The sequence below is a fragment of the Dyadobacter arcticus genome, assembly GCF_011762185.1.
Lineage (GTDB): Bacteria > Bacteroidota > Bacteroidia > Cytophagales > Spirosomataceae > Dyadobacter > Dyadobacter arcticus.
The window spans coordinates 365089-389191 of sequence record NZ_JAASQJ010000002.1; the positions used below are offsets into that span (position 1 = coordinate 365089).

Genomic DNA, 24103 nt, shown 5'->3' on the forward strand with positions numbered 1-24103 from the left:
CTGGTTATTTAGATTTGAAGTTGTTGAGTTTGTTGATTTGGATCGATCCGGAATTAACCGCCGTTAGTAGCCATTTTTCTTTACTGGTAACATTTAAGAAAATACTGTTTCTGGCGTCGCCGTGGATCATTAATCCACTTTTCGCACAAGGTATTGGCGTGAAATTTCCTTTGCCATTTCCCAAAAGCAGCAGTCCGGTGGATGCGTCCTGCCTGCCCATATGCACTTCATTGGGATAGAAATTGCCCGTCAGTATCACATCCTTATGGCCATCCGCATTCACATCCCCGATCACAATCCCGAAGACCGGCGCCTTCTGCGCTTCAACTGGCAGCGCGCGGACTTTGAAATTTCCATTACCCGTGTTTTCAATATAAGCACTTTGCAGGTAAGTCGCTTCGGCGCTGTATGCGTCTTTGGTTTCGTCGGCGGTAAGCAGGTCGTCGAATGATACTTCTGCATAATCCGCATAATGTGGGAATTTCCTGCGAAACTGGATCACCTGCTGGTTCAATGCGTCGCGGGGAACGCTCGGGTAGCGTTTACCCTGAATAAAATAGCCCATCAGCGGGTCAAAAGTGCCGTCACCGTTGAAATCCTTCGCAACAATTTTGATCGGTTCTTTGTCTGAAGCACGGTAAAAAGTATTTAACCCTTCGTTTCCTGCAATGAAATCAATATCTCCGTCGTGATCAAAATCACCGGAAGCAATGCTGTTCCACCAGCCTTTCAATTGGTTTAACCCATTCTCAGCTTTTTGCGATTGCAAGGCTTTGCCCTTTTTGTTTTCAAAAATCCGGATAGGCATCCACTCGCCCGCAAGTACTAGATCGTCGAACCCATCTTTATTGGTATCGGCCCACAATGCTTTGCAAACCAGACCGACATTGAGCAACTCAGGGCTAAATTCGGAAGTAACATTGGTAAAATGCGGCTGGCCGTTTTTCGAGTCGTTTCTGAGCATGTAGCTGCTGGCAGGTAAAGGATATCTACCCGGAATGCTGCGGCCTCCGATGAAAATGTCCAAGTCACCGTCCTTGTCAAAATCATTGGCGGCAATACAGGAACTGCTTAATGAGAGTTTTGGTAAAGCCGTTTCTGGCGACGGAGTGAAGTTGCCGGTGCCTTTATTTAAATACAGTTGGATTTTATAAAATGCTGTTTCCGTAACGGGTAACTCGTTGCCTCCATTGGAAATCAGCAAATCAAGGTCACCATCCTTATCCGCATCCAGGAAAACCGCCGCCGCATTTTCATGCAATGAATCCTGCGAAACCATGCGCTTTTCAAAAGTACCGCCAGCTTTTTGCAGGAAAATCGTAGGCTTACCGCCGCGGTAACTGCCACCAGCAAAAATATCTTCCAAACCATCCCCATTCACATCTCCGGTTGCAATGGCAAAGCCGCTTTTGGAAAGCATTTTATGCATTGTGGCGGTTTGCTTAAAATCTACAAAATTGCCTTCGGTGTGTTTAAAATCGAGATTAAGCTGTTTGGTAATGTCTGTGAAATAGGATTTTTGTGGTTTGATCAAAACAGGTTTCCCGGAATCATCTGCGTTTTTCTGATTTAAAACAAGGTGCTTATTTGCAGCGATTTTGTACAACTTTTGCGATTTTCCGCCCGGCCAAACAACTTCCAGACTATCAATCTGCTTTTTATTTCCGAGCCCAAAATGCAACACCGGATCCACAGAAGACTGAAATCCTCGAACCGCACTTAACTCGGCATATTGCGCATCCTTACCCGTCCAGATTGTGACCTTACTTCCAATTCCGGACAGGTTACCTTTAATACCTTCCAATGCAATGCCCAGAAAATTTGATGTTCCTTTTTCCCTACTATGGTTCTGATAAACAAATGCTTCTGAATCAATATTGTTAACGATCAAATCCAAATCGCCGTCGCCGTCCAGGTCAGCATAGGCAGCGCCATTGGAATAGGAAAGCTCATCGAGTCCCCAATCTTTGGAAGTATTGGAAAAAGTGAGGTTGCCCGCGTTTTTATAGGCATAATTGGCAATCTGCACCTCGGGTACCTTTTTGATGAGCTCCAATGCATTTTGCTGTTTAAAGTTATTGGTGCCAAAATTTGAAAAATCCTCCTTGAATTGAATAAAATCACGGTCGGTTACGTCGCGACGGTATCCATTGGTAATGAAAATATCTTTTTGTCCGTCGTTATCAAAATCCGCGATCAGCGGCGCCCAGCTCCAATCGGTTTTAGCAATCCCCGCAAGCAAACCGATTTCACTGAACATTGGCAGTTCATCTTGATTTCCATTCGCACCCAGGTTCAGCTGCAACATATTTCGCATGTATTGCAGCTGGTAACCATATTGCTCCGAAATGCTCATTTCCTTCCGGTCATAATCCTGCCCCGCAAGCATTTTTTTCTGGCGGAAATTGTCTTCCGGAAGCATATCCAATTGGAAGATATCCGGGTAAGTATCATTGTTGATATCGGCCACGTCGAGACCCATGCCGTATAAACTTGTGTGTGTAGTTGACTCGCGGATTACGTTGTTAAATCCGGGCATTCCGGCGTTTTTAATGCCATTATTCAGATAAAGGATATCGCTGCTGATGAAGTCATTGGAACAATAGATGTCCGGATAACCGTCTTTATTTAAGTCACTTATTGCGAGTCCAAGACCGAGTCCCTCGTACCTCACATCAGCTTCTTTTGAAATATTGGTAAAAACAGGAATACCATTTTCACCAGTTCCGTCATTGCGGTAAAGTTTGCCGGTACTTGGATAAGAGCCGTCGCTGTAAGTTTTGCGGAGGTAATTGGGATTTTGAAGATCCGGTGCAGAATTCATCATAAAAGCATCCAGGTCTCCGTCCAGATCGGCATCGAAGAAGGCGGTTTGCACTGTGAATGATGGGTCGTTCAAACCATACACTTTCGCCATTTCCTGAAATTTCGGGTTTTTATTTTTATCCAAACCCTGGTTTACAAAAAGCAAATTCTCTGTGGCCAAAGGGTCAGCCGAGGACATTTTAACATGCTTTGCAACACTTACATAAATATCCAGCAAACCATCCTGATTGATATCTACCATCGAAATCCCTGTGCACCAACGGTTTGTTTTCACCCCGGCCGCCTCGGTGATATCCTCAAATGCCCATTTTTTGGAAAGTGTATCAATTTTGCTCAGGTACAACCGGCAGCTTACCTGGTTACCCCCAAAGAAAATATCCGGATTTCCGTCATTGTTTACATCCCCAACCCCTACTCCGCCGCCATTATAAAAATTGGTAAAAGTAAAGGGGTTAATCGAATCATTGGGGGTTAATGTATTGGAAAAAGTAATTCCGGTTTCGTCTGAGGTGTGGGAAGTGAAAAGGGTTTCCTGCTTCTTGCGACAGGAAGAGAGGAGGAAGAGTAAAATTAAAATATGAATGTAACTTGCGTGGAAAGTTTTATACATACAGGATGCTCTAATTTGTCATCCTGAGCGAAGTCGAAGGACGCTACTGGCTTGGCACTACGCATTTTTGCATTGTGCTTCCTGCACTTCGACTCCGCTCAGTTTGACAATAGGCGATGTGTTATCAATTCATTTACCTATTCGAACATTAATACCCCGGATTCTGATCCGTCGGCTCGATTTTCGCGTTGTTATCTACTTCCTGTTGTGGAATAGGCAACAATTCTTGTTTGTTGGCTTGGAAATAACTCAACGGTTCCGCTTTGAATTTGTTCAACTTCCTCCATCTCAGGATATCCCGGTTCCGGATCTGTTCTCCGCTTTGTTCAACCCGTTTTTCATGCATAATGGCAGCAAAAACCTGATCTTTGGTTGAGACAGGGAACTTTGCTGTCGGGTAAGCAGGCATGCTGACGCTTTTGCGCGCGCGGATCATGTTCAGGTATTTCACAGCCTCGGCCGTATTTCCCAATTCGTTTTCCACTTCGGCAAGCGACAGGATTGTTTCAGCAAAACGCATAATTCGCTGATTGATAGCCCCGGTCAGGAATGATTCGTTCATTTTGTACATGAGCGAATATTTTTGCCAGCTTATTTTTTGAGTAACGCCGTCTACCACCGATGAGTTACCATTTTGCTGTCCATCGGTCAGCGTGTTGGCCCCTTTGTTGTATTTCTCACCTGTGAAATAAAAGGAGTCGTCGTAACGAGGATCCGTCTTGGCATCGCCTTTTGTGGTTTTTTCAAATTCCGACAGCAGGCTATTGGAAGGGATCACATTACGCCATCCGATTGCCGAATATTCCTGGGTACGAACGGTTTCTGTTCCGGCCGTTGCGCCGTTTCCATCTCCGTCCCAGTTGTAAACCCCACCAGATGGAAAGAAATTAACCTCGAAAATAGACTCTTTGTTGAACTCGGTTTCTTCCAGGAAGTTGTCGTTGTAATTATCAACCAGCCCGTAAACGCCTGCATTGTAGACTTTGAGCAATTCAGTTTTCGCACTGGCATAATCCCCTTTTTGCAAATGAACCCTTGCCAACAGCATTTGGGCCGCACCTTTGGTTACCCGGCCCTGGTTACCCGCATCGTAAGTTGCTGGTAAATCTGCCTGGATCGCCTGCAATTCGGAAATTACGTAAGCGTAAACTTCCTCAGCTGGTGACCTTGGCAAGCTGCCGTCGACAGCCAGGACATAATTTTTGTAAAGCGGCACCGCGCCCCAAAGGCTAACCAGCTCATAATAAGAGTAAGCCCTTAAAAAACGCGCTTCTCCAAGCAACCTCTTTTTGTTCGCATCCGCCAGGTCCGTCACTTTTTCCGAGTTGTCCACAACCGCGTTGGCGCGGTGGATCATCCGGTAGTAGGCAAGCCACACCGTTCCTAATACAGAGTTTCCGGTATCGTGTGTCCCGAGCAACAATTGGTTACGTGGGGTTTCCAATTGTCCGCCACCCGCTGCAACATCATCGCTGCGAAGGTCGTGGAGGAAAAACCATTCCCTGGCTACCAGGTTATTGGATTTGAGAAGGGAATACACACTGGTGACACCGCTGTTCAGCTCAGCCCCATTTTTGTAGTAACCTTCTACGGTCACGCCATTGGGGTTCGTTTTTTCAAGCGTATCGTCGTTACAGGCAAATACGATCCCGAATAGAAAGACGTAAATGATGATCAGTTTCTTTTTCATTTCAGTTTCCTTTTAAAAAGTTTCAATGTTAAAATCCTACGCTTAAACCCACCTGAAGTGTTCTTGGCTGAGGATACATCCCATAATCAATGCCATTGATCAGCTGTGTTGCCGTGTCCGTAGACGATCCGTTCACCCCGATTTCAGGATCCAGTCCTGTGTATTTTGTGAACGTCAGCAGGTTGGTCGCAGATACGTAGATCCGTGCTTTTGTAATGAATTCCTGCGTCAATGCCGAGAGGATTTTCGTCGGTACGGTGTATCCAATACTGATGTTTTTGATACGCATATACGATCCGCTTTCAACAAAACGATCGCTTGATCGGCTGTTATTATTCGGGTCGCCGCTGATTGCTCTTGGCACATCGGTATTGGTATTGCTTGGCGTCCATGCATTTAATACTTCCGTACCGGCATTGAACAACCGCAGCATACCCTGCTCGATCACTTTTGTTCCGTTGTAGATCTTGTTACCCTGTACCCCTTGCAGATACAATGTGAAATCAAAGTTTTTATAGTTTCCACCAAGGTTAGCACCATAGCTGAATTTTGGTATAAAACTACCATTGTAAGCGCGGTCGGAAGCATCGATTTTGCCATCGCCATTCAAATCCTTGAACTTGATGTCTCCCGGTGCTGCCTGATCCTGATACTTGGTTTTGTCATTCCCATCCAATGCATTGGCTGCATTGATTTCCGCCTGGTTTTGGAAGATACCGTCCACCTGCCATCCAAAAAAGGATTGGATAGGCTGTCCTGCTTCTGTTTTGGTTATATCAAAACCTCCGAAATCCGAATTGGCGCCTGAGAAAAGGGTGGCACTCGGTGTAGCAAGGCTCAATACTTTGTTCCTGGTTATATCCAGATTCGCAGACGCGTTCCACTTGAAGTCACCGTCATTCTTACTGTAACCCAATTGGAATTCGTAGCCCCAGTTTTTCATGCTTCCGATATTGGAAAGCGGTGACGACGAATAACCCACTGAATTAGGGATCGGTACCTGCAGCAATAACCCGTCGGTATTCCTATTGTAAGTCTCGGCAGTGAATGTTACGCTGTTATTGAACAGAGCCAGATCAATTCCAAGGTTTGTCATCGTGGTGCTTTCCCATTTCAATTGCGTATTGGCGAGGGAACTGAAATACGAACCCAAAACCTTATTGCCACCGAAAACATAATTACTGTTATCAGCAGAAACGAGCGCCTGCCATGCATAGCTTCCGATTCCATTAAAGCCGGTTTGCCCGTAGCTGGCGCGGAGTTTAAGTTCGGAGATCTGCGGTACTGATTTCAGGAACTCCTCCTCGCTGATGCGCCATCCTACCGAAAGCGACGGGAATGTACCCCATTTGTTGCCCGGTGCAAAGCGGGAAGAACCATCCCGGCGTATCGAGCCACTCAACAGGTATTTTCCGGCATATTCGTAGTTCAAACGTCCCACATATGAAATTAGCGAGCTTTCGTCCAGCGAACTGGTAGCACTTGGATTAGACACCCCTTGCAATTCATCGATGTCATTATTTGGTCGGTATCCTGATCCGTTCAAAGTATTGGCACGGAAAGTTTGCTTATCCACAATCGCAGTAACATTCAGCAGGTGTTTGCCAAAAGTTTTCTCAAAAGTCAGCTGATTGGTCAGTACCGGCGAGAAATAACTGGTACGGCTGTCCCTGATCTCATATTGGGTGCGCGATTTGAAACCATCATTATAAATCGGGAACTGATTAGTCGTCCTATTTGATACAACATCCGCCCCAAAACTGAAACGATATTTCAGGAAGCTGGCAATTTTTACCTCAGCAAAAATAGACCCCAGCAATTTCAGACGTTGATTTCGGGTAACGTCCATCAATGCAATACGAACCGGATTATCCGGGTCACTTCCATCGGCTGCTGTTGGCGAGCTATAACCGCCGGGTTTAGTCGGATCAGTAACAGGCCAGTAAGGCAGGTTCCTGATCATTTGCATCACCGCAGTACGGCCTCCGCCAAAACCCTGCTCTCCGCGGGATTTGTCGTAAGATACAGTCAAAGTCTGTCCAATGCTCAGGAATTTGGTCACCTGATGATCAGAGTTAAGACGAACATTTGCACGTTTGTAATTAGTCCCGATTATAATACCTTCCTGATCAAAATAGCCAGCAGAGGTAAAGAAACGCGAAACGCTATTACCGCCGGAAACAGATATCTGGTGCTGCTGGATTGGCGCGCTGCGGAACATTACATCCTGCCAATTGGTATTGGTTTGCGCGAAAGTCTGCGGGGAGCCCGCATAAGTCGGTTGGTTCAGATCCGAAAGTCTGCCTGGCATTGCAATGCCTGCATTGCCGAGGAGTGCCCTCGCGTACTGTACATATTGATCTGTATTCAGAACATCCAGCTTTTTCCAGGCCGATTGGGTTCCAAAGTAGGTATCCAGGTTCACATGCAGTTTCCCATCTTTTGATCCCTTTTTGGTTGTAATGATAATTACTCCGTTAGACGCCCTCGAACCATAAATGGCTGCGGAACTCGCATCTTTTAAAACTTCTAATGATTCAATGTCCTTTGGATCCAGGTTGTTCAGGTCGCCTGCTGGAATCCCATCGATCACGTAAAGTGGTCCGGAAGCGTAATTGATAGAACCGATACCCCTTATACGTACAATAGGCGATTGTCCCGGGCTACCGTTATTGACAACCCTAACGCCAGGAACCCGCCCCTGCAAAGCCTGCTCTGCACTGATCACCGGTAATGCGGTAAGTTCTTTTGGTGAAACCGAAGAAACCGCCCCCGTAAGAGAGGATTTCTTTTGGGTACCATAACCAATCACGACCATTTCTTCCAAAGCCTGGTCTTCAGCGGATAGCTTAATATCTATCCGGGTTTTGGTACCCACAGCAACTTCTTGCCTGGCATATCCAATAAAGCTGAATACGAGGACGCTGCTTTCAGAAGGCACACTGAGTGCATACTCTCCTTTTGTGTCCGTGGTCGTTCCCACACTACTTCCTTTCAACGTAACGTTCACACCCGGCAAGGCCTCTCCATTGTCGGCTGTAACTTTCCCAGCAACCTGTTGTTCTGCGATTGTCCCGGCATAAACCACCTGCAATGACAGCAGCAGTAATGCAAGGGACCCGCTAAACCAGCTTCCTCTGAGATAGGAAAAAATTTGTAATCGACTCATCATAGATTTTCAGTTAAATGTTAAAATGACACTTGTTGAACAGCGCAAAATTCCTCCCCAGCGGGAGACCGAAACAAAATACAGCCAAAATGAAATACGAGGATTATATCCAATTAATCACCAGATCAATCCTATTTAACAAATGTATCACATTTTGAATATATGTCAATAGTACACTTAACTAAAATATCAATTTTTGATGAAATATTTTTTTATAATCATGAAGACTTGTCCATTATCCAATCAAACCATCCAATGCTAACAGGATATGCGCGGGAGTTGGGGTTGGAATGTCCTCCGCGTAAAGACGATCGGTGACATACTTGATAATCACATTGAGACTATTCAAATGCTTTGAAACCGAATATGGGAGTATGCGGTGAGGCGATTTCCAAGGCGTATGCTGCGGGTTAGTTTGAGCATATAGAACGGCAACCGGCGTTTGCATGGCAGCGGCGATATGGATTGTGCCGGTATTTACTGAGACAACGCAGAGTGCTTTATCAATCAAGCAAGCAAATTCCCCCACCGAAAAAATTCCCGCCATAGATATGGCCCCCACCGATGTGGCCGACTTTGCGATACCATTTGCAATGGTTTCTGCAAGTGTCTTTTCTGGTTCAGATCCGGTAATGAGAATTGGGATTTTATATTTTTCTGCAACGAGCCTGCCTGCTTCAACCCAATATTCAGTTGGATATTCTCTTTTTTTATCAGAAACTCCTGGATGAAAAATCAGGTAGGGCTGCCCTGCGTCAATCCCCAGGGATTCCATTTTTTGAAGAAATGAAGTTTCTTCGGCAGCATTGATTTGCAGTCTTAAATGGTCATTTGCAGGCAATGCTCCCAGCTGGGCCACCAGGTTAAGGTCCCGCTCCACCTGATGGCGTATTTGCTCATAAGGTTCGGGATCGACCACCCAATTGGTCAGTAATTGATATGGATTTTCACGCGCGTATGCTACCCGCATAGGTATTCCCGCCATGAATGCGAGCGTGGCGGCGGGTAGCGCACTTTGACTGTACACGGTAAAAATGATCGCCGCATCAAACTTTCTATTTTTAATATCTGCCGCCAGCGCTATCAGTGCGTCACTTTCGCAACCAGTACTCTGAACCCAGGGCAAATTGAAGACAATGGTGTCGTCGATACAGTCCAAATAGGGCGAAATCAGTGACCCGGCTTTTGATGTGAGCAGGGTAATGCGGCTTCCAAACGATTCTTTTAATGCCCTTATGGCCGGAGATGCCATGAGCACATCGCCCATATTATCGGCACGTATGCACAACACGTTTCGGAATTCCCGGTCAGGCATCGGCTGCTATGGTCTTAGTGGTAATGTAATCTGCGGCATCCATAAAGTCCCGTGCCGTGTATTCCGGGTCCCGGTATTTACCTTTAACCCATTCGGTTTCATTTCCATTATCAATCAGGACAGTCCGGCATCCGGCACGGTTTCCTGCTTCAACATCATTCAGTATATCACCGATCATCCAGGATTGGGTAAGATCAATATACAATTCCTTTGCTGCATGAAGCAGCAATCCAGGCTCAGGTTTACGGCATTCGCAAGAACTTCCCGGCTCAGCCGGTGCATGCGGACAGTAATAAAATCCGGAAAGTTCCAGTTCGTTTTCCTCGAAAACAGCATTGAAATAGTCAATCAAATTGTCCATCTGCTCCTGGGTAAACTTACCCATTGACAGACCCGGCTGATTGGAAATGATGGCCAGCCGGTAACCGTCTTCCTGCAATGTCCTGAGCCCCTCTAAAACGTCTGATTCGAAAATAACCTGCTCAGGGTCAACATTATAGGGTACATCCTTGACAAGTGTACCATCCTTGTCCAAAAATATCGCCTTTGTCGGCGGTGCCTCAGGGTATAGCATATGTGACGGTGTTAGAACCCTGGTGTTTCCGCAATTTCTTCGATTGTTCTACATGTAACAGGTAAACCGGCTTTATTTGAGTGCGGCTGGTAACCTTATCATAAAGCTGATGTGCCTTTTCGGCAACATACTCCCAGGTAAAATTTTCGTTCACATGTTTCAATGCGTTCTGGCATAACTGGCGGTATTTCTCAGGACAGGAAACGCCTTCCATCAATGCTTCTGCCAGGGCTTTTGGATTGTGGGGCGGTACCAGGAAACCCGTTTTCCCATCTAAAACAGTATATTTAATCCCTCCCACATCAGACCCCACTACCGGCGTTCCGCACGCCATCGCTTCCAATGGCGTGATGCCGAACGGTTCGTACCAAGGCGTTGAAATAAAAAAGTCCGCTGCCTGGTAGTAATATCTTAACTGTTGTCTGTTCCGGCGACCAACAAACTCCACAGCTGCTGAAACTTCCTCTAATTCGGCTATGTCTTTTAGTCGTCTGAGTTCAGCATCCTTTGCAAAATCAGGTTTTTCTTCTGAGCCTCCTACGACCAAAAGTTTGATTCTTGGAATGTTTTTGAGGAACCGCATGGCGCGGATCACATTATCAATGCCTTTTCTGGGTACTACCCTGCCCAGTTGCAACAAAACCACTTCGTCCATTTTCAGTCCAAGCCGCTGTCTTGCTTTCACCTTGGAATAAGGATAAAATTCCTCCGAACTAAATCCGCACGGGATTATGGTGATGCGTGACGGGTTTGCGTGATAATGTTGGATCAGGTCCTGCTTATCCTGCGGACATTCGGCAATAATGAAGTCGGCATCATTCACAAGCATTTGTTCAATGTCCAATCGCTCTGCGGGAAATGCATCTTTTTCCTTCTGATGGATCATCCGGATCTTGCCTAGTGCGTGAAATGTGATCACGTATGGAATCCCCAGTCGTTTTTTTATTCCCGAGGCAACCAGTCCGGACATAAAAAAATTAGCGTGAACTAGATCATAATCGAGCTGATATTGATGGATAAAATGGATCATGCTCCCTGTAAATTCTTCCATATAGCCCAACAATGCCTCTTTTGGAACCTCCCTGGCCGGACCTGCATCCAAATGCACGACCCGGATATTGGGCAGCCAGCAAACGACCTGCGGCAGGGATTCATCGTCGCGTCTTGTAAAAACATCTATCAAATAACCCAATTGGGTCAGCGATTTACAGATTTCGGCCACATATACATTCTGTCCTCCGCTGTCTACACCGCCCAGGACTGCCAGGGGCGATGCATGTTCACTGATAAATGCTATCCTTTTTTTCATATTCATGGAAGTTCAATTGAATCGTTTTTCTGAAAATGGTTTCCCAATCGTCTGTGAAGCGGTCGATACCAAATTTTTCCAGAGCCACCTTTTTTGCATTTTCGCCCATTCGCTGCGCCTTGGCAGGGTCAGAAATGAGGGCGTTCATTTGATTGATCAGATTTTCAATATTTGTATCAATAAATCCGGATTCCCCATCTTTAATCACGGTCACATATTCCGTGGTTGCAAGCGCAACGACCGGCATACCCGTCATCATCGCTTCACAAACGGCCAGACCAAAACTGGTATACCGGATCGGATTGAAGAAAAAGCGGTAGTGACTGATGAATTCAGGCAGCTGCGGATTGAGTACCTCCCCAAGCCCGCCGGATTCCGAAGTTCCCATTCCCACAAGGTCCAGGGGAACATGTCTCCTGACTTCCTCGAACACGTCCCAGCCGGTGATCCTGCCCCGCTGTTCAATGTGATTGATCACCACAATGCCCCGCGGGATGTCTCCCTGATAGGAAACAGGCGGGATGCACACGCCATGCTCGATGACGTAGACCCTTGGGATTCCACCACTATCCCACATTAGTTTGTTGAAATGTGTTACATGAACCATCGTAACCTCCGGATCCGTCATCACATGACGCGTGTTGGTTGGATGTTTTTCCGGCGTATTGTGCTCTACGTATATGCGTGGAAGTTGTCTTTGCCAGTCGGCAAGGATTTCATGCTGATCAATCAGATAGTTTTTCTCTGATTGAAAAAGAATGCAATCGAACTGCATATTCCTGACTTGTTCAGCGGGAACCTCAATCACATTAGGGCCGAAAGGGAAAGTCTCCCCGCGGCCATAATAACCCTCCGATTTGCGGTTTGTAACAGGTATGAAGATATCATAATTGCCTTGCGAGAGATAGTACAGATAACTCCCGTGAATATGCCATGTAAATATTTTCAGCCTCTTTTTTTCAATGTCAGTTTCATCCATAATTCCAGCGGTTTTGCCCAAGACAGAACGCCGCCAGTAAAAAACAGTGCCATTCCACACAAAACGCTTCCCTGGCAGTCAGGCTTTTACAAAATTTACGAAAAGAAGTAGCTAAACATCCCGAAAGACGACGTATAACCCTCTCATGCACAAAATGTTGGGCATGGAAGAATATCCCCAGTTGATGATATTCCCGAAATGTGACTACCGGTTAGTTTGTATGATTTGCACATTAGGCCATTAAAACCTTTATAATGTGATAATCTGCATTCATTTAGACTAAAATCGAAATTTGTTGCGGTTTCACGCGGACCTGGCATCATCCTTGTAGACCGGGGGTGCATTTCAAACCTGACACATCGCTTATGTATATTCTGGGAATTAATGCAGCGTTTCATGACACCGCTGCTGCACTTGTAAAAGATGGCAAGATCATTGCCGCCGCGGAAGAAGAACGTTTTACGCATATTAAACATGGTAAACGCCCTGTCCCATTTTCAACCTGGGAATTGCCTTTTCACGCAATTGATTACTGTCTCAAAACGGCAGGAATCACATTAAAGGATGTGGATCGTATTGCCTACTCATTCGATCCGGATGGCGTTAGCGAAGCTTCTGTTTATGAGGACGATCTCATTTCAGACTCGGACGTGCTGGAAATGGCGGATATATATAATGGTTGGGATACTTTGTTTTTAAACTACATCCGGAAGGCACCAGAGCAGCTTCGTGACGGTTACCCTCACCATTTGCAAAAACGATTTGCTGATGCAGGGGATTTAAATGAAAAATGGGCATTTGTAAACCATCATGTTGCCCATGCTGCAAGTGCATTTTTCCCATCACCGTTCAAGCACGCGGCGGTACTGACGCTCGACGGCCGCGGCGAAAAAGCGACCACAGGTTATTTCATTGGTCAGGGAAATTCGCTTGCTCAGCTGACGGCAGTAGATATGCCGCATTCGCTAGGTATGCTTTATGAAAAGATCACGACTTATCTCGGCTTCCTGAATTCATCTGATGAATATAAAGTAATGGCGCTCGCCTCTTATGGGGCGCCGGTGTACCTTGAAAATTTTCAATCTGTTATCCACGTTAGCGACGACGGTCAATATACCATCGACGAGTTTGATCCTGAGCTACGGTGGGGACCGGGACGGAAAAAGGAGGATCCATTTGAGCAGCTTCACCATGACATTGCACATTCGCTTCAAAAAGTATTGGAGGAAACGGTGCTAAAACTGGTTAATTGGCTTTATGATCAAACCAACACTGAAAATTTGTGCATGGCAGGCGGTGTGGCTTTGAACTGTGTGATGAATGCTGTGATCCGCGACAATGGCCCATTCAAAAATGTGTGGATCCAGCCGGCGGCCGGTGACGCTGGCACTGCATTGGGTGCGGCACAATGGCTGGATGTGATGTTGAATGCAAAAGAAGACAGTCGCTATACTGCCGAAATGAACCATGTATATTGGGGCCCGGCGTACACGGATGATGAAATAGAGAAATTTATGATTTGGGCGAAGACGCCGTACAAACGTCTTACGAACATCGCCAAGGAGACCGCATTGATACTGGCTGATAACAAGGTGATTGCCTGGTACCAGGGCAGAATGGAGTTCGGTCCGCGTTCCTTGGGCAGCCGGTCTATTCTGGCATCGCCAATCCATCCTGATATGCAGGCCAGGCTCAATGATATTAAAGACCGGGAGGATTTCAGGCCGGTGGCACCGGTGGTATTGGAAGAGGATGCGCCCGAATGGTTCGAACATGCGGAGGTCTCACCATTCATGCTTTTCGTATATCCGGTAAAAGACGACAAAGCTGACCAAATCCCCGCAGTGCGGCACACTGATGGAACCGCCCGCGTGCAGACGGTGAATGCACAGCAACATCCGCTTTACTATGAATTAATCAAGGAATTTAAGGCTATCACAGGAGTGCCGGTATTGGTTAATACCTCTTTCAATACTCGTGGGGAACCGATCGTTTGCACGCCGCGCGACGCTATCGAATGTTTCTGGACTTCACCGTTCGATGCCCTGATCATTAATTCATTCATTCTTGAAAAATAATGACGGTAAATATCAGCATCGTAATTCCCACTTACCGTCGTCCGGCATTATTGCAAAAATGCCTTCATGCAATCATCCGGCAAGATAATCCGGGTTGCTCGTACCAGGTGATTGTCGTGTCGGACGGGCCAGACCCGGCTACGAATTCGCTGATCACTCAGGTCAAGCAGGAAAACCCTGGCTTCTTGATTTCTTTCCATTCCCTTGAAACAAAACGAGGACCGGCTGCTGCACGAAATTTCGGCTGGAAGCAAAGTAATGCAGAACTGATTGCATTTACGGATGACGATTGCATTCCGTCGGCCAGCTGGCTAAAAGCGTATTGGTATACTTACCAATTCACAAAGAAAACAATGATTGCGTTTACAGGAAGGGTGGAAGTTCCGGTTCCCGAGAAGCCTACTGATTATGAGAAAAACGTTTCCCATTTATCTACCGCCGAATTCATCACAGCAAATTGCGCCTGCACGCGGGCTGCATTGGAATGGGTAAATGGTTTCGACGAAGCATTCCCTATTGCATGGCGCGAGGATTCTGATCTGCAATTCCGTTTGCTCGAAAAGCAGATACCCATCATCCAGGTTCAGGAGGCGTTGGTCTGTCATCCGGTGCGCAAGACTTCCTGGGGGTCCAGCATCCGGGATCAGCAGAAAAGTATGTTTAATGCGCTTTTATTTAAAAAACACCCTGAATTTTACAGAAAACGCATTGCGAACGGCCCGGTTTGGAATTATTACACTACGATCCTATCCAGTGTCATTGCAGTTTTTGCATTTGTCGTTCATGCTAACTTGATCGCCGGGATTGCAATGTTGATCTGGCTCGCCTCCGTTGTTAGTTTTGCGGTCAGGCGTTTGAAGGGCACGAATGCATCATTTTCACACCGGCTGGAAATGATTGTCACCTCGGTGCTGATCCCTTACCTATCTGTTTATTGGACGCTTCGGGGAGCGATGCGTTATAAAGTCTTTTTTCTATGAAATTTCCCGCACATACGACTCGAAAGATTGCGATTTTCAGGGCGTTGCAACTGGGCGATATGTTATGTTCGGTCCCGGCATTTCGGGCACTAAGGCATAGCTATCCGCAGGCGGAAATTACATTATTAGGCTTACCCTGGGCCGCCTCTTTTCGTGAACGCTTTTCAAAATACATTGACCGTTTTATTCATTTCCCGGGTTTCCCTGGTCTTCCCGAGCAGACGGTTGATGAAGTTTTGTGGGAAAATTTCGAAGGGCGAATGCGAGCGGAACCATTCGATCTGATCCTGCAAATGCAGGGAAACGGGAACATTGTTAATGAAATGCTTGAAAATTTGCAAGCCGGGCCAGTTGCTGGTTTTCATAGCGAAGGAAATTACCGGAATCCGGATTTTTTCCTGGAATATCCGACCGGGATATCCGAAATGGAAAGACATTTACTAATGCTGGAAAACATTGGGATCACATCGCAAGGAACAGAACTGGAATTTCCTGTAAGTGAATCAGAGGTGCAGAATTTGCACAAAACGGTTCCTAGGTTAATTCCGGGACAATATGTGTGTGTGCATCCGGGCAGCCGTGGCACTTGGCGACAGTGGCCACCCGCTCACTTTGCTTCTGCGGCCGATGTGTGCGCCGAAAAAGGATATCAGATCGTCGTAACAGGAACAAAAGATGAGGCAGTTATCACAAATCAGGTCATTGAGCTCATGAAACATCCTGCACTTGACCTCACCGGCAAAACGGGCCTTGGAGAAATTGGCCAGCTTATTAAAGAAGCCGGATTGCTGATCAGTAACTGCACAGGTGTCTCTCACATCGCAGCCGCTATGCAAACCCCAAGCATGGTAATCAGTATGGATGGCGAGCCGGAGCGATGGGGCCCTCTGAATAAATCGTTGCACAAGACCATCGACTGGACTCAGTCACCCGCTTTTGATCGTGTGCTTGGTTTGTTGGAAACGTTAATATGAACCGTTCTTCGGTGATTGCGGATGAATTACCTTTCACTAGCTTTAATCGAAGCCATGTCGATTACAAAACGGTATTTGACATCTCCTTTCAATAACCGCTCGTAAGCCTCGTTGATTTGCTGGATATCGATCATTTCAATATCGGCAACGATATTATGCTCCGCACAGAAATCAAGCATTTCCTGCGTTTCAGCAATGCCGCCGATCATAGAACCTGCGAAGCTTTTACGCCCCTGAATCACACTGAAAGCAGCGACGGGTAGCGGATACTCGGGTGCGCCGACGAGTGCCAGTGAACCGTCTACACGAAGCAAGTTCAGATAAGCATTGATGTCATGCTGCGCAGAAACGGCATCAATAATGAAGTGCAGCTTTCCTCTGTAAGCCGCCATTTGCTCTTTGTCTTTGGACAAAACAATCTCGTCCGCGCCCAGGCGTTTGGCCTCGGCAAATTTTGATTCCGAGGTAGTAAAAGCAATTACTTCGGCTCCCATTGCTTTGGCGATCTTGATGCCCATATGCCCCAAACCTCCAATACCCACAACCCCCACTTTTTTCCCTGGGCCAATGTTCCAGTGACGCAGCGGCGAATATGTTGTGATACCGGCACATAGTAAAGGAGCGGCAGCGGCCAGGTCCATATTTTCAGGAATGCGCAACACATAATTTTCATTGACTACAATACTTTCCGAATAGCCGCCAAAAGTGGGGTTGCCTGGAATGTGCTTGTCAGGCGAATTGTAAGTACCGGTCATCCCCGGTTCGCAAAACTGTTCGAGATCCTCTTTGCAGTATTGGCATTCGCGGCAGGAATCCACCATGCAGCCTACGCCTACCATGTCTCCCACCTTGAATTTTTGAACATGATCGCCAGCAGTGACAATCCTACCGACAATCTCATGACCCGGTACGCAGGGATACATGGAAGGCCCCCATTCACTTCTCGCGGTATGCAAATCGGAATGGCAAACCCCACAAAATAATATCTCTATTTCCACATCATGCGGCGTAGGTTTCCGGCGGCTGATGCCCATTTGGTTTAATGGCGCTTCGGCTGCTTCTGTTCCGTAAGCCTTAATGTTTGTTGTTTCAGTCATATCATTAAATAGTTGAATAATTTAGAGTTGACTCTTACCCATTCCATCTCAATAATGATGCCGCCAGTATCCGGGGATGAGCGTTTCGCGAAATTCTATGGCGAAACCGTAAAATAAGAATGTCAATCATAATCCCTGCGTAACATTGCTTCACTGCAAAGAGTTAATTATTATTATCATAACGTACCTCATTTAGTAAAAAAAACCTGAGCGTTTATGAAAAAATATTCGACCATCGGCAAAGCATTTTCTGTTACTACCATCTGTCTTTTAGGCATCGTACTATCCTGTACAGACCACGAGATACCGGAAGTACCCAATTTTCCAGAATCTGAATGTATGCTCGCAACGAGTGTCACGACACCCCGCACCTACCCCTGCGAATTCAAAATTGAGAAGCTTACATTTTATGACAAAAACGGCGCGGTAATCGGCGACGTTACTCCAACTTCCAGTGAAATCACCTTAACCAGATCAGCCGCCAAAGACGATTCTAATCCGTCTGCAGTAGCATTAAATGAGGTTGGAATATTGGCTTACGACGTGAAAGCAACGATCAGACGCATTGCAACGCCATCATTCCCAGTTGTTTTAGGCTACCAGCTGCGTTACACTACCCACCCATCCGGCGTTCTGGCACTGACTACGCCAGGTGAAAGTTATCAGGTCGGCGCATCTGTTCCGCTCGCTATCCCGGTAGGCGGAACCGCCGAACAGACATTTGAGCTATCCTATCTATACCAGATCGCCAATACCATGTCCGGTTTGAAGCCCGTCACTTTCCGCGGCTTGACAGCCTTTCTAATCTACAATGATGCCACCTCCGAAGTACTCGACGGACATCCGAGCGCCATTGGTAATGTCGCTGAAACGTATGTGAAGATTGTTACGAAGTCGGGGGAGTAAAACCGGAGCGGATTTCATAGAAATGTTTTCTAAAAATATAAATTCGGGCTTTGTTGGTAGGATGGTCACCCGACCCCAATACTGAAGAGCCACTCAGTAAAATTTAAACCCAGTGATTGTCCATAAAATGGATAATCACTGGGTTTTTGCTATAATCAGGTATGGTATTTATGCACAAAAAAGAACACACCCATATCAATATGCCAAAACCCAAAACCCAGGACCGATTTGAGGATATTGTAGGCTTCCTCCGTACCAAACGCGAAGCACTATTAAATAACTGGCGTGAAGCCTGTGCGCAGGATAAACGTTTGAGCAGTAAGGCCAGCTTTTCGCGTGAAGAATTTAATGACCAGGTACCAGTCCTGCTCAACATTATGGAACAGAGGCTGCTCAGCGAGCCTGAAACAATCGATGTAATTGAAATTGCGAATGAACACGGACTTCACCGCTGGCAGTCCGGTTATGAGCTTCATGAACTTGTGATTGAATTTGAACATTTGTTTAAAATATTGCTGGACCAAGTTCACAAGTATGCCGATGATAACCCCAAACTTGATTCCAAAATCATCTTACATATACACCGGGAAATCTTCCGGATCTACTCTGATTCCACCGGTGGAAGTGTAACATATTATTATCGCCTCAGACAAACCTCGGCCGCTGAACAAACAGCGAATTTGCAGCATGCGCTCGATCAACTTCAGCAATTAAGTAAAGCGCGCAATGAGCAGCTGCGGCACAGCTCGCACGATCTGCGATCAAGTTTTAGTGTGTTAATGATGGCTTCTCAGTTATGGGAAATACCGTCGTCCGAAGAGGACCGCTCGCAGCTTATGGACATGCTTAACAGAAATTTGTCTTCGATTCGTGACTTACTTCTGCAACTCACTGATTATTCCAGAATTGAAGCGGGCAAGGAACTCCTTCACGTTAAAGAATTTGATGTATCTGAATTATTGAATTCCCTGATAAATAATACGTTACCACTGGCTGAACAAAAGAAGATCATTCTTGAAGGAGAAGGCCCAAAACATCTGATTGTCAGCAGTGACCCGGTGCAGATACAGCGCGTTTTTCAAAATTTACTGCACAATGCATTAAAATATACCGAGTCGGGTGGTGTATACGTGTCGTGGGCGAATGAAAATGATTCGCGGTGGCTACTTAGTATACAGGATACCGGGCCAGGACTTCCCGAAAACAGCGCCCTTGCCCTTTTTGCAGAACAATTAAAACCCGCAATACTAACGACGGCCATTCACCAGGAAGGAAAAATGCTACAGCCACCCGCTCCGACTTTGGCAGAGAAGAAAGAAAACGGGCATTTCAAAGAAAGTGAAGGCTTAGGACTTTTTATTGTGAAAAAAATATGTGAATTGATGAAGGCAACGATGGATATTGAAAGCAAGAAAGGCCAGGGAACGCTGGTCCGGATTCGCTTTCAGACCCGGCAGGAACCTAATAAGGTTTCGTGATACGATTGCTTACCCGGTCTATTTTGTATTTTAAATTATTCTTGAAATCGTTACTCTTCACAAAGTTCTTTCAACTTGTCGAGTGCTTTTGGATAGGACTGGTTCATATAGTCTACAAAATCTTCTGTGGTATCTAAATCAACAATAACGGTTGTAGTCCCATTGTTTTCTTCGAAGGTATAGTTTTCAAATCCGTTTGCCCATTTTTCCACTTCTGGTCCTTCTGTAACTTCTTTGTCGGCTTTTAAAAGACCATAATGATGAATTGAAACAAATTGGTTGGGAATGTTCTCAACTATCTTGGAAACCATACCTCCTTTTTCTCCTTTCTCATCTACTCCAACAAATAGAATTTTATTTCCCTTATCCCAAGTTCCTTCATAGGTAGATGTCGGGTTAAACAGAGAAGTCCATTGCTCATAAGTTGATTTACTGGTAGTGCCAAGCATAAAATCATATACCTTGGTCACAGGTGCATTGATGTTTACTTCGAATTGTAACTTTTTCATAATACTATTTTTTGTTTAAATTTAAAAAAGAAGTCTACTTGTGGATATACTTATGAGTACTACTAGGCCGTCTCATGAAACGTCGAACAGCTTTATACCTTCTCCATTTCCTCAACAGCCTTCCATCCTTCTTGCGTGATGCCCATGATTTCTGTGGCAACACCCAGGGTTTCGTAGGTGTCGAAGAAAGCCATGCGTGCAATAGGATGATCCACTTCGCTGATGAGTTTATAACCTTGTTCGCGGAGCTCGCTGGTTACCCGTTCGAAACCGTCGACCGGCAAACGGTAGGCCAGGTGCTGCGTTCCGCCTAATGGATACTTAATTAGGTAGTCATGGAACATGCTTTGGCCGGAAAGGGGCTGGACGAGCTCGACAAAGACGCCTCCATTGTAGGTCTGAGTGGTCAGCCATTCGCCGGGTACGACCTCACCGTGATAGCTCATATTTAAATCCTGTGCGCTGACGTGTTCAGGCTCGGGAAAGCCTGCAACGCCCAGGGCGCCCGAAAGGAATTTCACCGCGGCTTGAATGTCCCTGACTACCCAGCCAATCTGAGCCAGTTCCAGTCCGGCGATGGTGTTGTTGATATCGTCCATGTTTTTCTCTTTGTTTGTTGTTTAGCAAAGGTAACAGGGAAGGGCTTCCCGCTTCGGGTGTATTCGCGCCAATATGAGGGGCGGTTTACGACTATATTCCCTGATTGACAATATTACCGATCAAATGTTATGCAGTTGTAAGCGCATATCCTATTTTACCAAGACTTTTTAAGAAAGAAGTTGGCGTTACCCCTGTGCTGTTTAAGAAGCAGAGCCTTAATTAAAGGGAACGTGGCGACCGATCACCCGCCTTATTGTTAAATAATTGATACTGAGGCTAATAAAAAAGAAAAGCAGTGACAAACCGAAGTTTGCTACTGCTTTTTCTTCTGAACCTTATTAATGTAGCTTTTAATATGTAAATCTTACGGTTACTCCGTAGGTGCGCTGGTCGCCCACGATACCTGCGTATTGGCCGTAACTTCCGGGAGCGATCAGGAGTTGCTCGTAATAATTTTTGTTAAAAATGTTTCGTCCCCATAAGAAAAACGAAAGCCCGTTTGAAGCCCTGAAGCCTACACGTCCATTGGTAAGTGCATAGCCGTCAATGTTCAGGAACTCTGAGGGCGATGGACTTGACGAAAACTCCGAACGATAATATTCATCAATTCCTAAGAAATAATTTCCCTTAACACCCACAAATGTTCCTTTGAAAACCACTTCACCGCCTACGGAACCTGCCCATTTGGAGATACCCGGCAGGCTTCCACCGGAGACATCTTTGAAGGCCTGGGGACCTCCCACTTCTTCCAACGGCACCGGTGCATTGGCAAACTTCACATATTCACCATCGGTATAAGCTACCGATGCATTCAATGTCAGCGCACTGAAACGGATGTTACCGTCAATCTCAGCACCCTGCACGCGCACTTTTTCCGCATTGGCAAGATAACCACGGTTTACGCCGGGTTCCGGAGTTTGCACCTGTGTTTGGTAATCTTCAATGTCGGAACGGAAAAATGTTAAGTTCAGCACTGAATTGCGGGACGGTTTGGTTTTGATACCAACTTCTTTGTGATCCACATATTCAGGTTTCACATTGGCCAGGTCGATCAAAATCTTGCCGCTCGCGGTCGGCAAACCACCTACGTTTACTCCAATAGGCTTATAGCCAATGGAATAAGTGGCATAGGCATTGAAATTTGCGCTGGCTTTATATTGTAAAGAAAGTTGTCCCGAGAAATTTCCTTTCGCATAATCCGTATTAAAAGCCTGGTTCGTATACACCCCGTTTTTCAATGCAATCAGGGCAGCATCTGTGGTTTGTAACCCACCATAAGTTACCCTGTTGTAATCAACCACTTTCTTGTCGTAATTGTAGCGGATACCCGGCAGAATATGCAATTTGTCAACAATTGCCCAATCGGCTTGTGCGAAAACCGCCAAGCTCGTGCTCTTGATTTCGTTGGTGGTGCGGATACCGAAATTGTCGAACAAGCCCTCCGTTTTCCAAAGTGCACTTGTGGAGCTTTGTGCAAACCTCCATTGTGCCGAACCGGCTTCTTCCGTTTGTACCGGATCGGATGTCAGATCCTGCCAAAGGCCGAAAACACCGACCACGCCGCTTAATTTCGGCGATATTTTTCCTGAATACCGTATTTCCTGCGACCATTGGTCGTGTTTTGAATTACCTGAGGAAATTGTAAATACAGGCAAACCGATGTAATCCCTGTCATTCAACGGCGTCCATTTCCAGTACCGCCAGGCAGAAGTGGAGGTTAATGTTCCGTTTCCAATTTTAATATCAGCGTTTACCGAAACGCCGCCTAACTGGTTATCCGCTTTCGAAGGCGTATCAAGATCTACAATACGATCGAACGCACTTTTGTAAGGAAGTGAATAATTCAGATCAGAAATAATATTGTTGAATTGTCTGTAATCAGCCCTTTTTGTTTTTACTACACCAGCCACAGGCCAACCGTAACCCGTCGGTTTCTGATCCGAAATATCCCCGATCAAAGTGATATTGACTTTTTCCGTCGGCGCAAACAGCAGCTGACCTCTTACACCAATGTTGTTAATGTCGTTGATCGGCAATTGGGTATGCGCATTAAAAAACGTTCCGTTACGCTGTGTACCCGTGAAAGAAACGCGTGCAGCGAGTTTTTTGCTCAGTGGCCCGGTGACCGACGCTTTTGCCTGAACATAACCCAGGTTACCATAGCTTAACTCAAAGTTGCCGCCGGGCGTGAAGCTGGCAGCCCGCGTGGTAATGTTGAATGCGCCTGCCGTTGTATTTTTTCCAAAAAGTGTTCCCTGTGGTCCGCGCAAGACCTCAATGCGCTCAATATCAATAAAATCAAGTGCGGTGGCAGCCGGACGGGCATAATAAACACCATCCACATAAAAACCCACACCCGGATCCACACCATCATTGGTCAATCCATAGGTCGAGCCTAATCCGCGAATGTTCAATGTTGTATTACGTGCATTGGAAGCATATAACTGTACAGATGGCACCAGTTCTTTCAGACGGTTCACATTAAACGCCCCGGCATCTTCGGCCCTTTGCCCGCCAATTACGGAAATAGGTATCGGTACTTCCTGAGCAGATTCCTGACGACGGCGGGAGGAAATCACAACATCTTCCAGCTGTGTATTATTCACTTCCAGCTTGATTTCAACCTTGCTATCATTGATCAAAACTTCCCTTTTAAGGTATCCAACGTACGATACGATGAGGGTAAATGGTAATTTCTGGCCAGTAACCAGGCTGAATTCGCCGTTTGCATCCGTCACGTCCCCATTGGTCGTGCCTTTAATGGTAATCGTCGCGCCAACCAAGGGTTCGTTGGAGGTGGCATCCAGAACTTTTCCGGTTACCGTTGCATTGATTGTGGCATCCTGTGCGGATAGAAATAGAGGAAAGAAAAGTGCTCCTATTAAAATGGCTGACTTTAAAAAATGGTTCATGCTATTGTATTGGTGGTGTTAATGTTTTTGTGGTTTTTATTAGGCAACATCATTCCGCCGACAACAATAATTCGTGATACGCATAACTGATTGCATT

At 46.1% G+C, this 24103-nt stretch carries 16 protein-coding genes; 5 read left to right on the forward strand and 11 right to left on the reverse strand.

Going from position 1 to position 24103, the window contains the following annotated elements; genetic code table 11:
- Positions 1 to 4 precede the first annotated feature (4 nt).
- The 7 genes from FHS68_RS09220 to FHS68_RS09250 form a co-directional block, all read right to left on the reverse strand.
- Entirely contained in the window at positions 5 to 3436 is a 3432-nt protein-coding gene (locus FHS68_RS09220) for a VCBS repeat-containing protein (RefSeq protein WP_167269354.1), read from the reverse strand.
- A gap of 148 nt (positions 3437 to 3584) precedes the next feature.
- Positions 3585 to 5126, reverse strand: coding sequence for a RagB/SusD family nutrient uptake outer membrane protein (locus FHS68_RS09225; RefSeq protein ID WP_167269356.1), 1542 nt, complete (start codon positions 5124 to 5126; stop codon positions 3585 to 3587).
- 28 nt (positions 5127 to 5154) lie between these two features.
- A complete protein-coding gene (locus tag FHS68_RS09230; RefSeq protein WP_167269358.1) occupies positions 5155 to 8298 on the reverse strand; it encodes a SusC/RagA family TonB-linked outer membrane protein in 3144 nt (1047 codons plus the stop codon).
- 232 nt (positions 8299 to 8530) lie between these two features.
- Positions 8531 to 9610: a glycosyltransferase family 9 protein gene (locus tag FHS68_RS09235; RefSeq protein ID WP_167269360.1), complete on the reverse strand. Its 1080-nt coding sequence runs from the start codon at positions 9608 to 9610 to the stop codon at positions 8531 to 8533.
- Entirely contained in the window at positions 9603 to 10184 is a 582-nt protein-coding gene (locus FHS68_RS09240) for a D-glycero-alpha-D-manno-heptose-1,7-bisphosphate 7-phosphatase (RefSeq protein ID WP_167269362.1), read from the reverse strand. Before FHS68_RS09240 ends, FHS68_RS09235 begins: the two co-directional genes overlap by 8 nt.
- Positions 10171 to 11493 carry a glycosyltransferase family 4 protein gene (locus FHS68_RS09245; RefSeq protein ID WP_167269363.1) on the reverse strand — a complete coding sequence of 441 codons (1323 nt, stop codon included), beginning with the start codon at positions 11491 to 11493 and terminating at the stop codon, positions 10171 to 10173. Before FHS68_RS09245 ends, FHS68_RS09240 begins: the two co-directional genes overlap by 14 nt.
- On the reverse strand, positions 11465 to 12472 hold the full coding sequence (locus tag FHS68_RS09250; RefSeq protein ID WP_167269365.1) for a glycosyltransferase family 4 protein: 1008 nt from the start codon (positions 12470 to 12472) through the stop codon (positions 11465 to 11467). The genes FHS68_RS09245 and FHS68_RS09250 overlap by 29 nt, the downstream gene beginning before the upstream one ends.
- A gap of 365 nt (positions 12473 to 12837) precedes the next feature.
- Between FHS68_RS09250 and FHS68_RS09255 the strand changes: the two genes are divergently transcribed.
- From FHS68_RS09255 to FHS68_RS09265, 3 genes are read left to right on the forward strand one after another with little or no spacing between them, the layout of a single operon-like run.
- Positions 12838 to 14550: a carbamoyltransferase family protein gene (locus FHS68_RS09255; RefSeq protein WP_167269366.1), complete on the forward strand. Its 1713-nt coding sequence runs from the start codon at positions 12838 to 12840 to the stop codon at positions 14548 to 14550.
- A complete protein-coding gene (locus FHS68_RS09260; protein WP_167269368.1) occupies positions 14550 to 15530 on the forward strand; it encodes a glycosyltransferase family 2 protein in 981 nt (326 codons plus the stop codon). The genes FHS68_RS09255 and FHS68_RS09260 overlap by 1 nt, the downstream gene beginning before the upstream one ends.
- Positions 15527 to 16504 carry a glycosyltransferase family 9 protein gene (locus tag FHS68_RS09265; RefSeq protein ID WP_167269369.1) on the forward strand — a complete coding sequence of 326 codons (978 nt, stop codon included), beginning with the start codon at positions 15527 to 15529 and terminating at the stop codon, positions 16502 to 16504. The genes FHS68_RS09260 and FHS68_RS09265 overlap by 4 nt, the downstream gene beginning before the upstream one ends.
- A 26-nt stretch (positions 16505 to 16530) precedes the next feature.
- Here the strand turns inward: FHS68_RS09265 and FHS68_RS09270 are convergent, their stop codons facing one another.
- A complete protein-coding gene (locus FHS68_RS09270) occupies positions 16531 to 17601 on the reverse strand; it encodes an NAD(P)-dependent alcohol dehydrogenase (protein WP_167269371.1) in 1071 nt (356 codons plus the stop codon).
- A 216-nt stretch (positions 17602 to 17817) separates the two neighbouring features.
- On the opposite strand from FHS68_RS09270, the gene FHS68_RS09275 reads away from it, so the two are divergent.
- Together FHS68_RS09275 and FHS68_RS09280 are read left to right on the forward strand one after the other, a co-directional pair.
- Complete coding sequence (locus FHS68_RS09275) at positions 17818 to 18507, forward strand: hypothetical protein (protein WP_167269373.1); 690 nt, start codon at positions 17818 to 17820, stop codon at positions 18505 to 18507.
- A gap of 170 nt (positions 18508 to 18677) precedes the next feature.
- Positions 18678 to 19985, forward strand: a complete 1308-nt coding sequence (locus tag FHS68_RS09280) for a sensor histidine kinase (RefSeq protein WP_167269374.1) — start codon at positions 18678 to 18680, stop codon at positions 19983 to 19985.
- 50 nt (positions 19986 to 20035) lie between these two features.
- Here the strand turns inward: FHS68_RS09280 and FHS68_RS09285 are convergent, their stop codons facing one another.
- The 3 genes from FHS68_RS09285 to FHS68_RS09295 form a co-directional block, all read right to left on the reverse strand.
- Entirely contained in the window at positions 20036 to 20494 is a 459-nt protein-coding gene (locus tag FHS68_RS09285; protein WP_167269376.1) for an SRPBCC family protein, read from the reverse strand.
- Between the two features lie 92 nt (positions 20495 to 20586).
- On the reverse strand, positions 20587 to 21093 hold the full coding sequence (locus FHS68_RS09290) for a VOC family protein (protein WP_167269378.1): 507 nt from the start codon (positions 21091 to 21093) through the stop codon (positions 20587 to 20589).
- 351 nt (positions 21094 to 21444) lie between these two features.
- Positions 21445 to 24006: a TonB-dependent receptor gene (locus FHS68_RS09295; protein WP_167269380.1), complete on the reverse strand. Its 2562-nt coding sequence runs from the start codon at positions 24004 to 24006 to the stop codon at positions 21445 to 21447.
- Between the last annotated feature and the right edge of the window lie 97 nt (positions 24007 to 24103).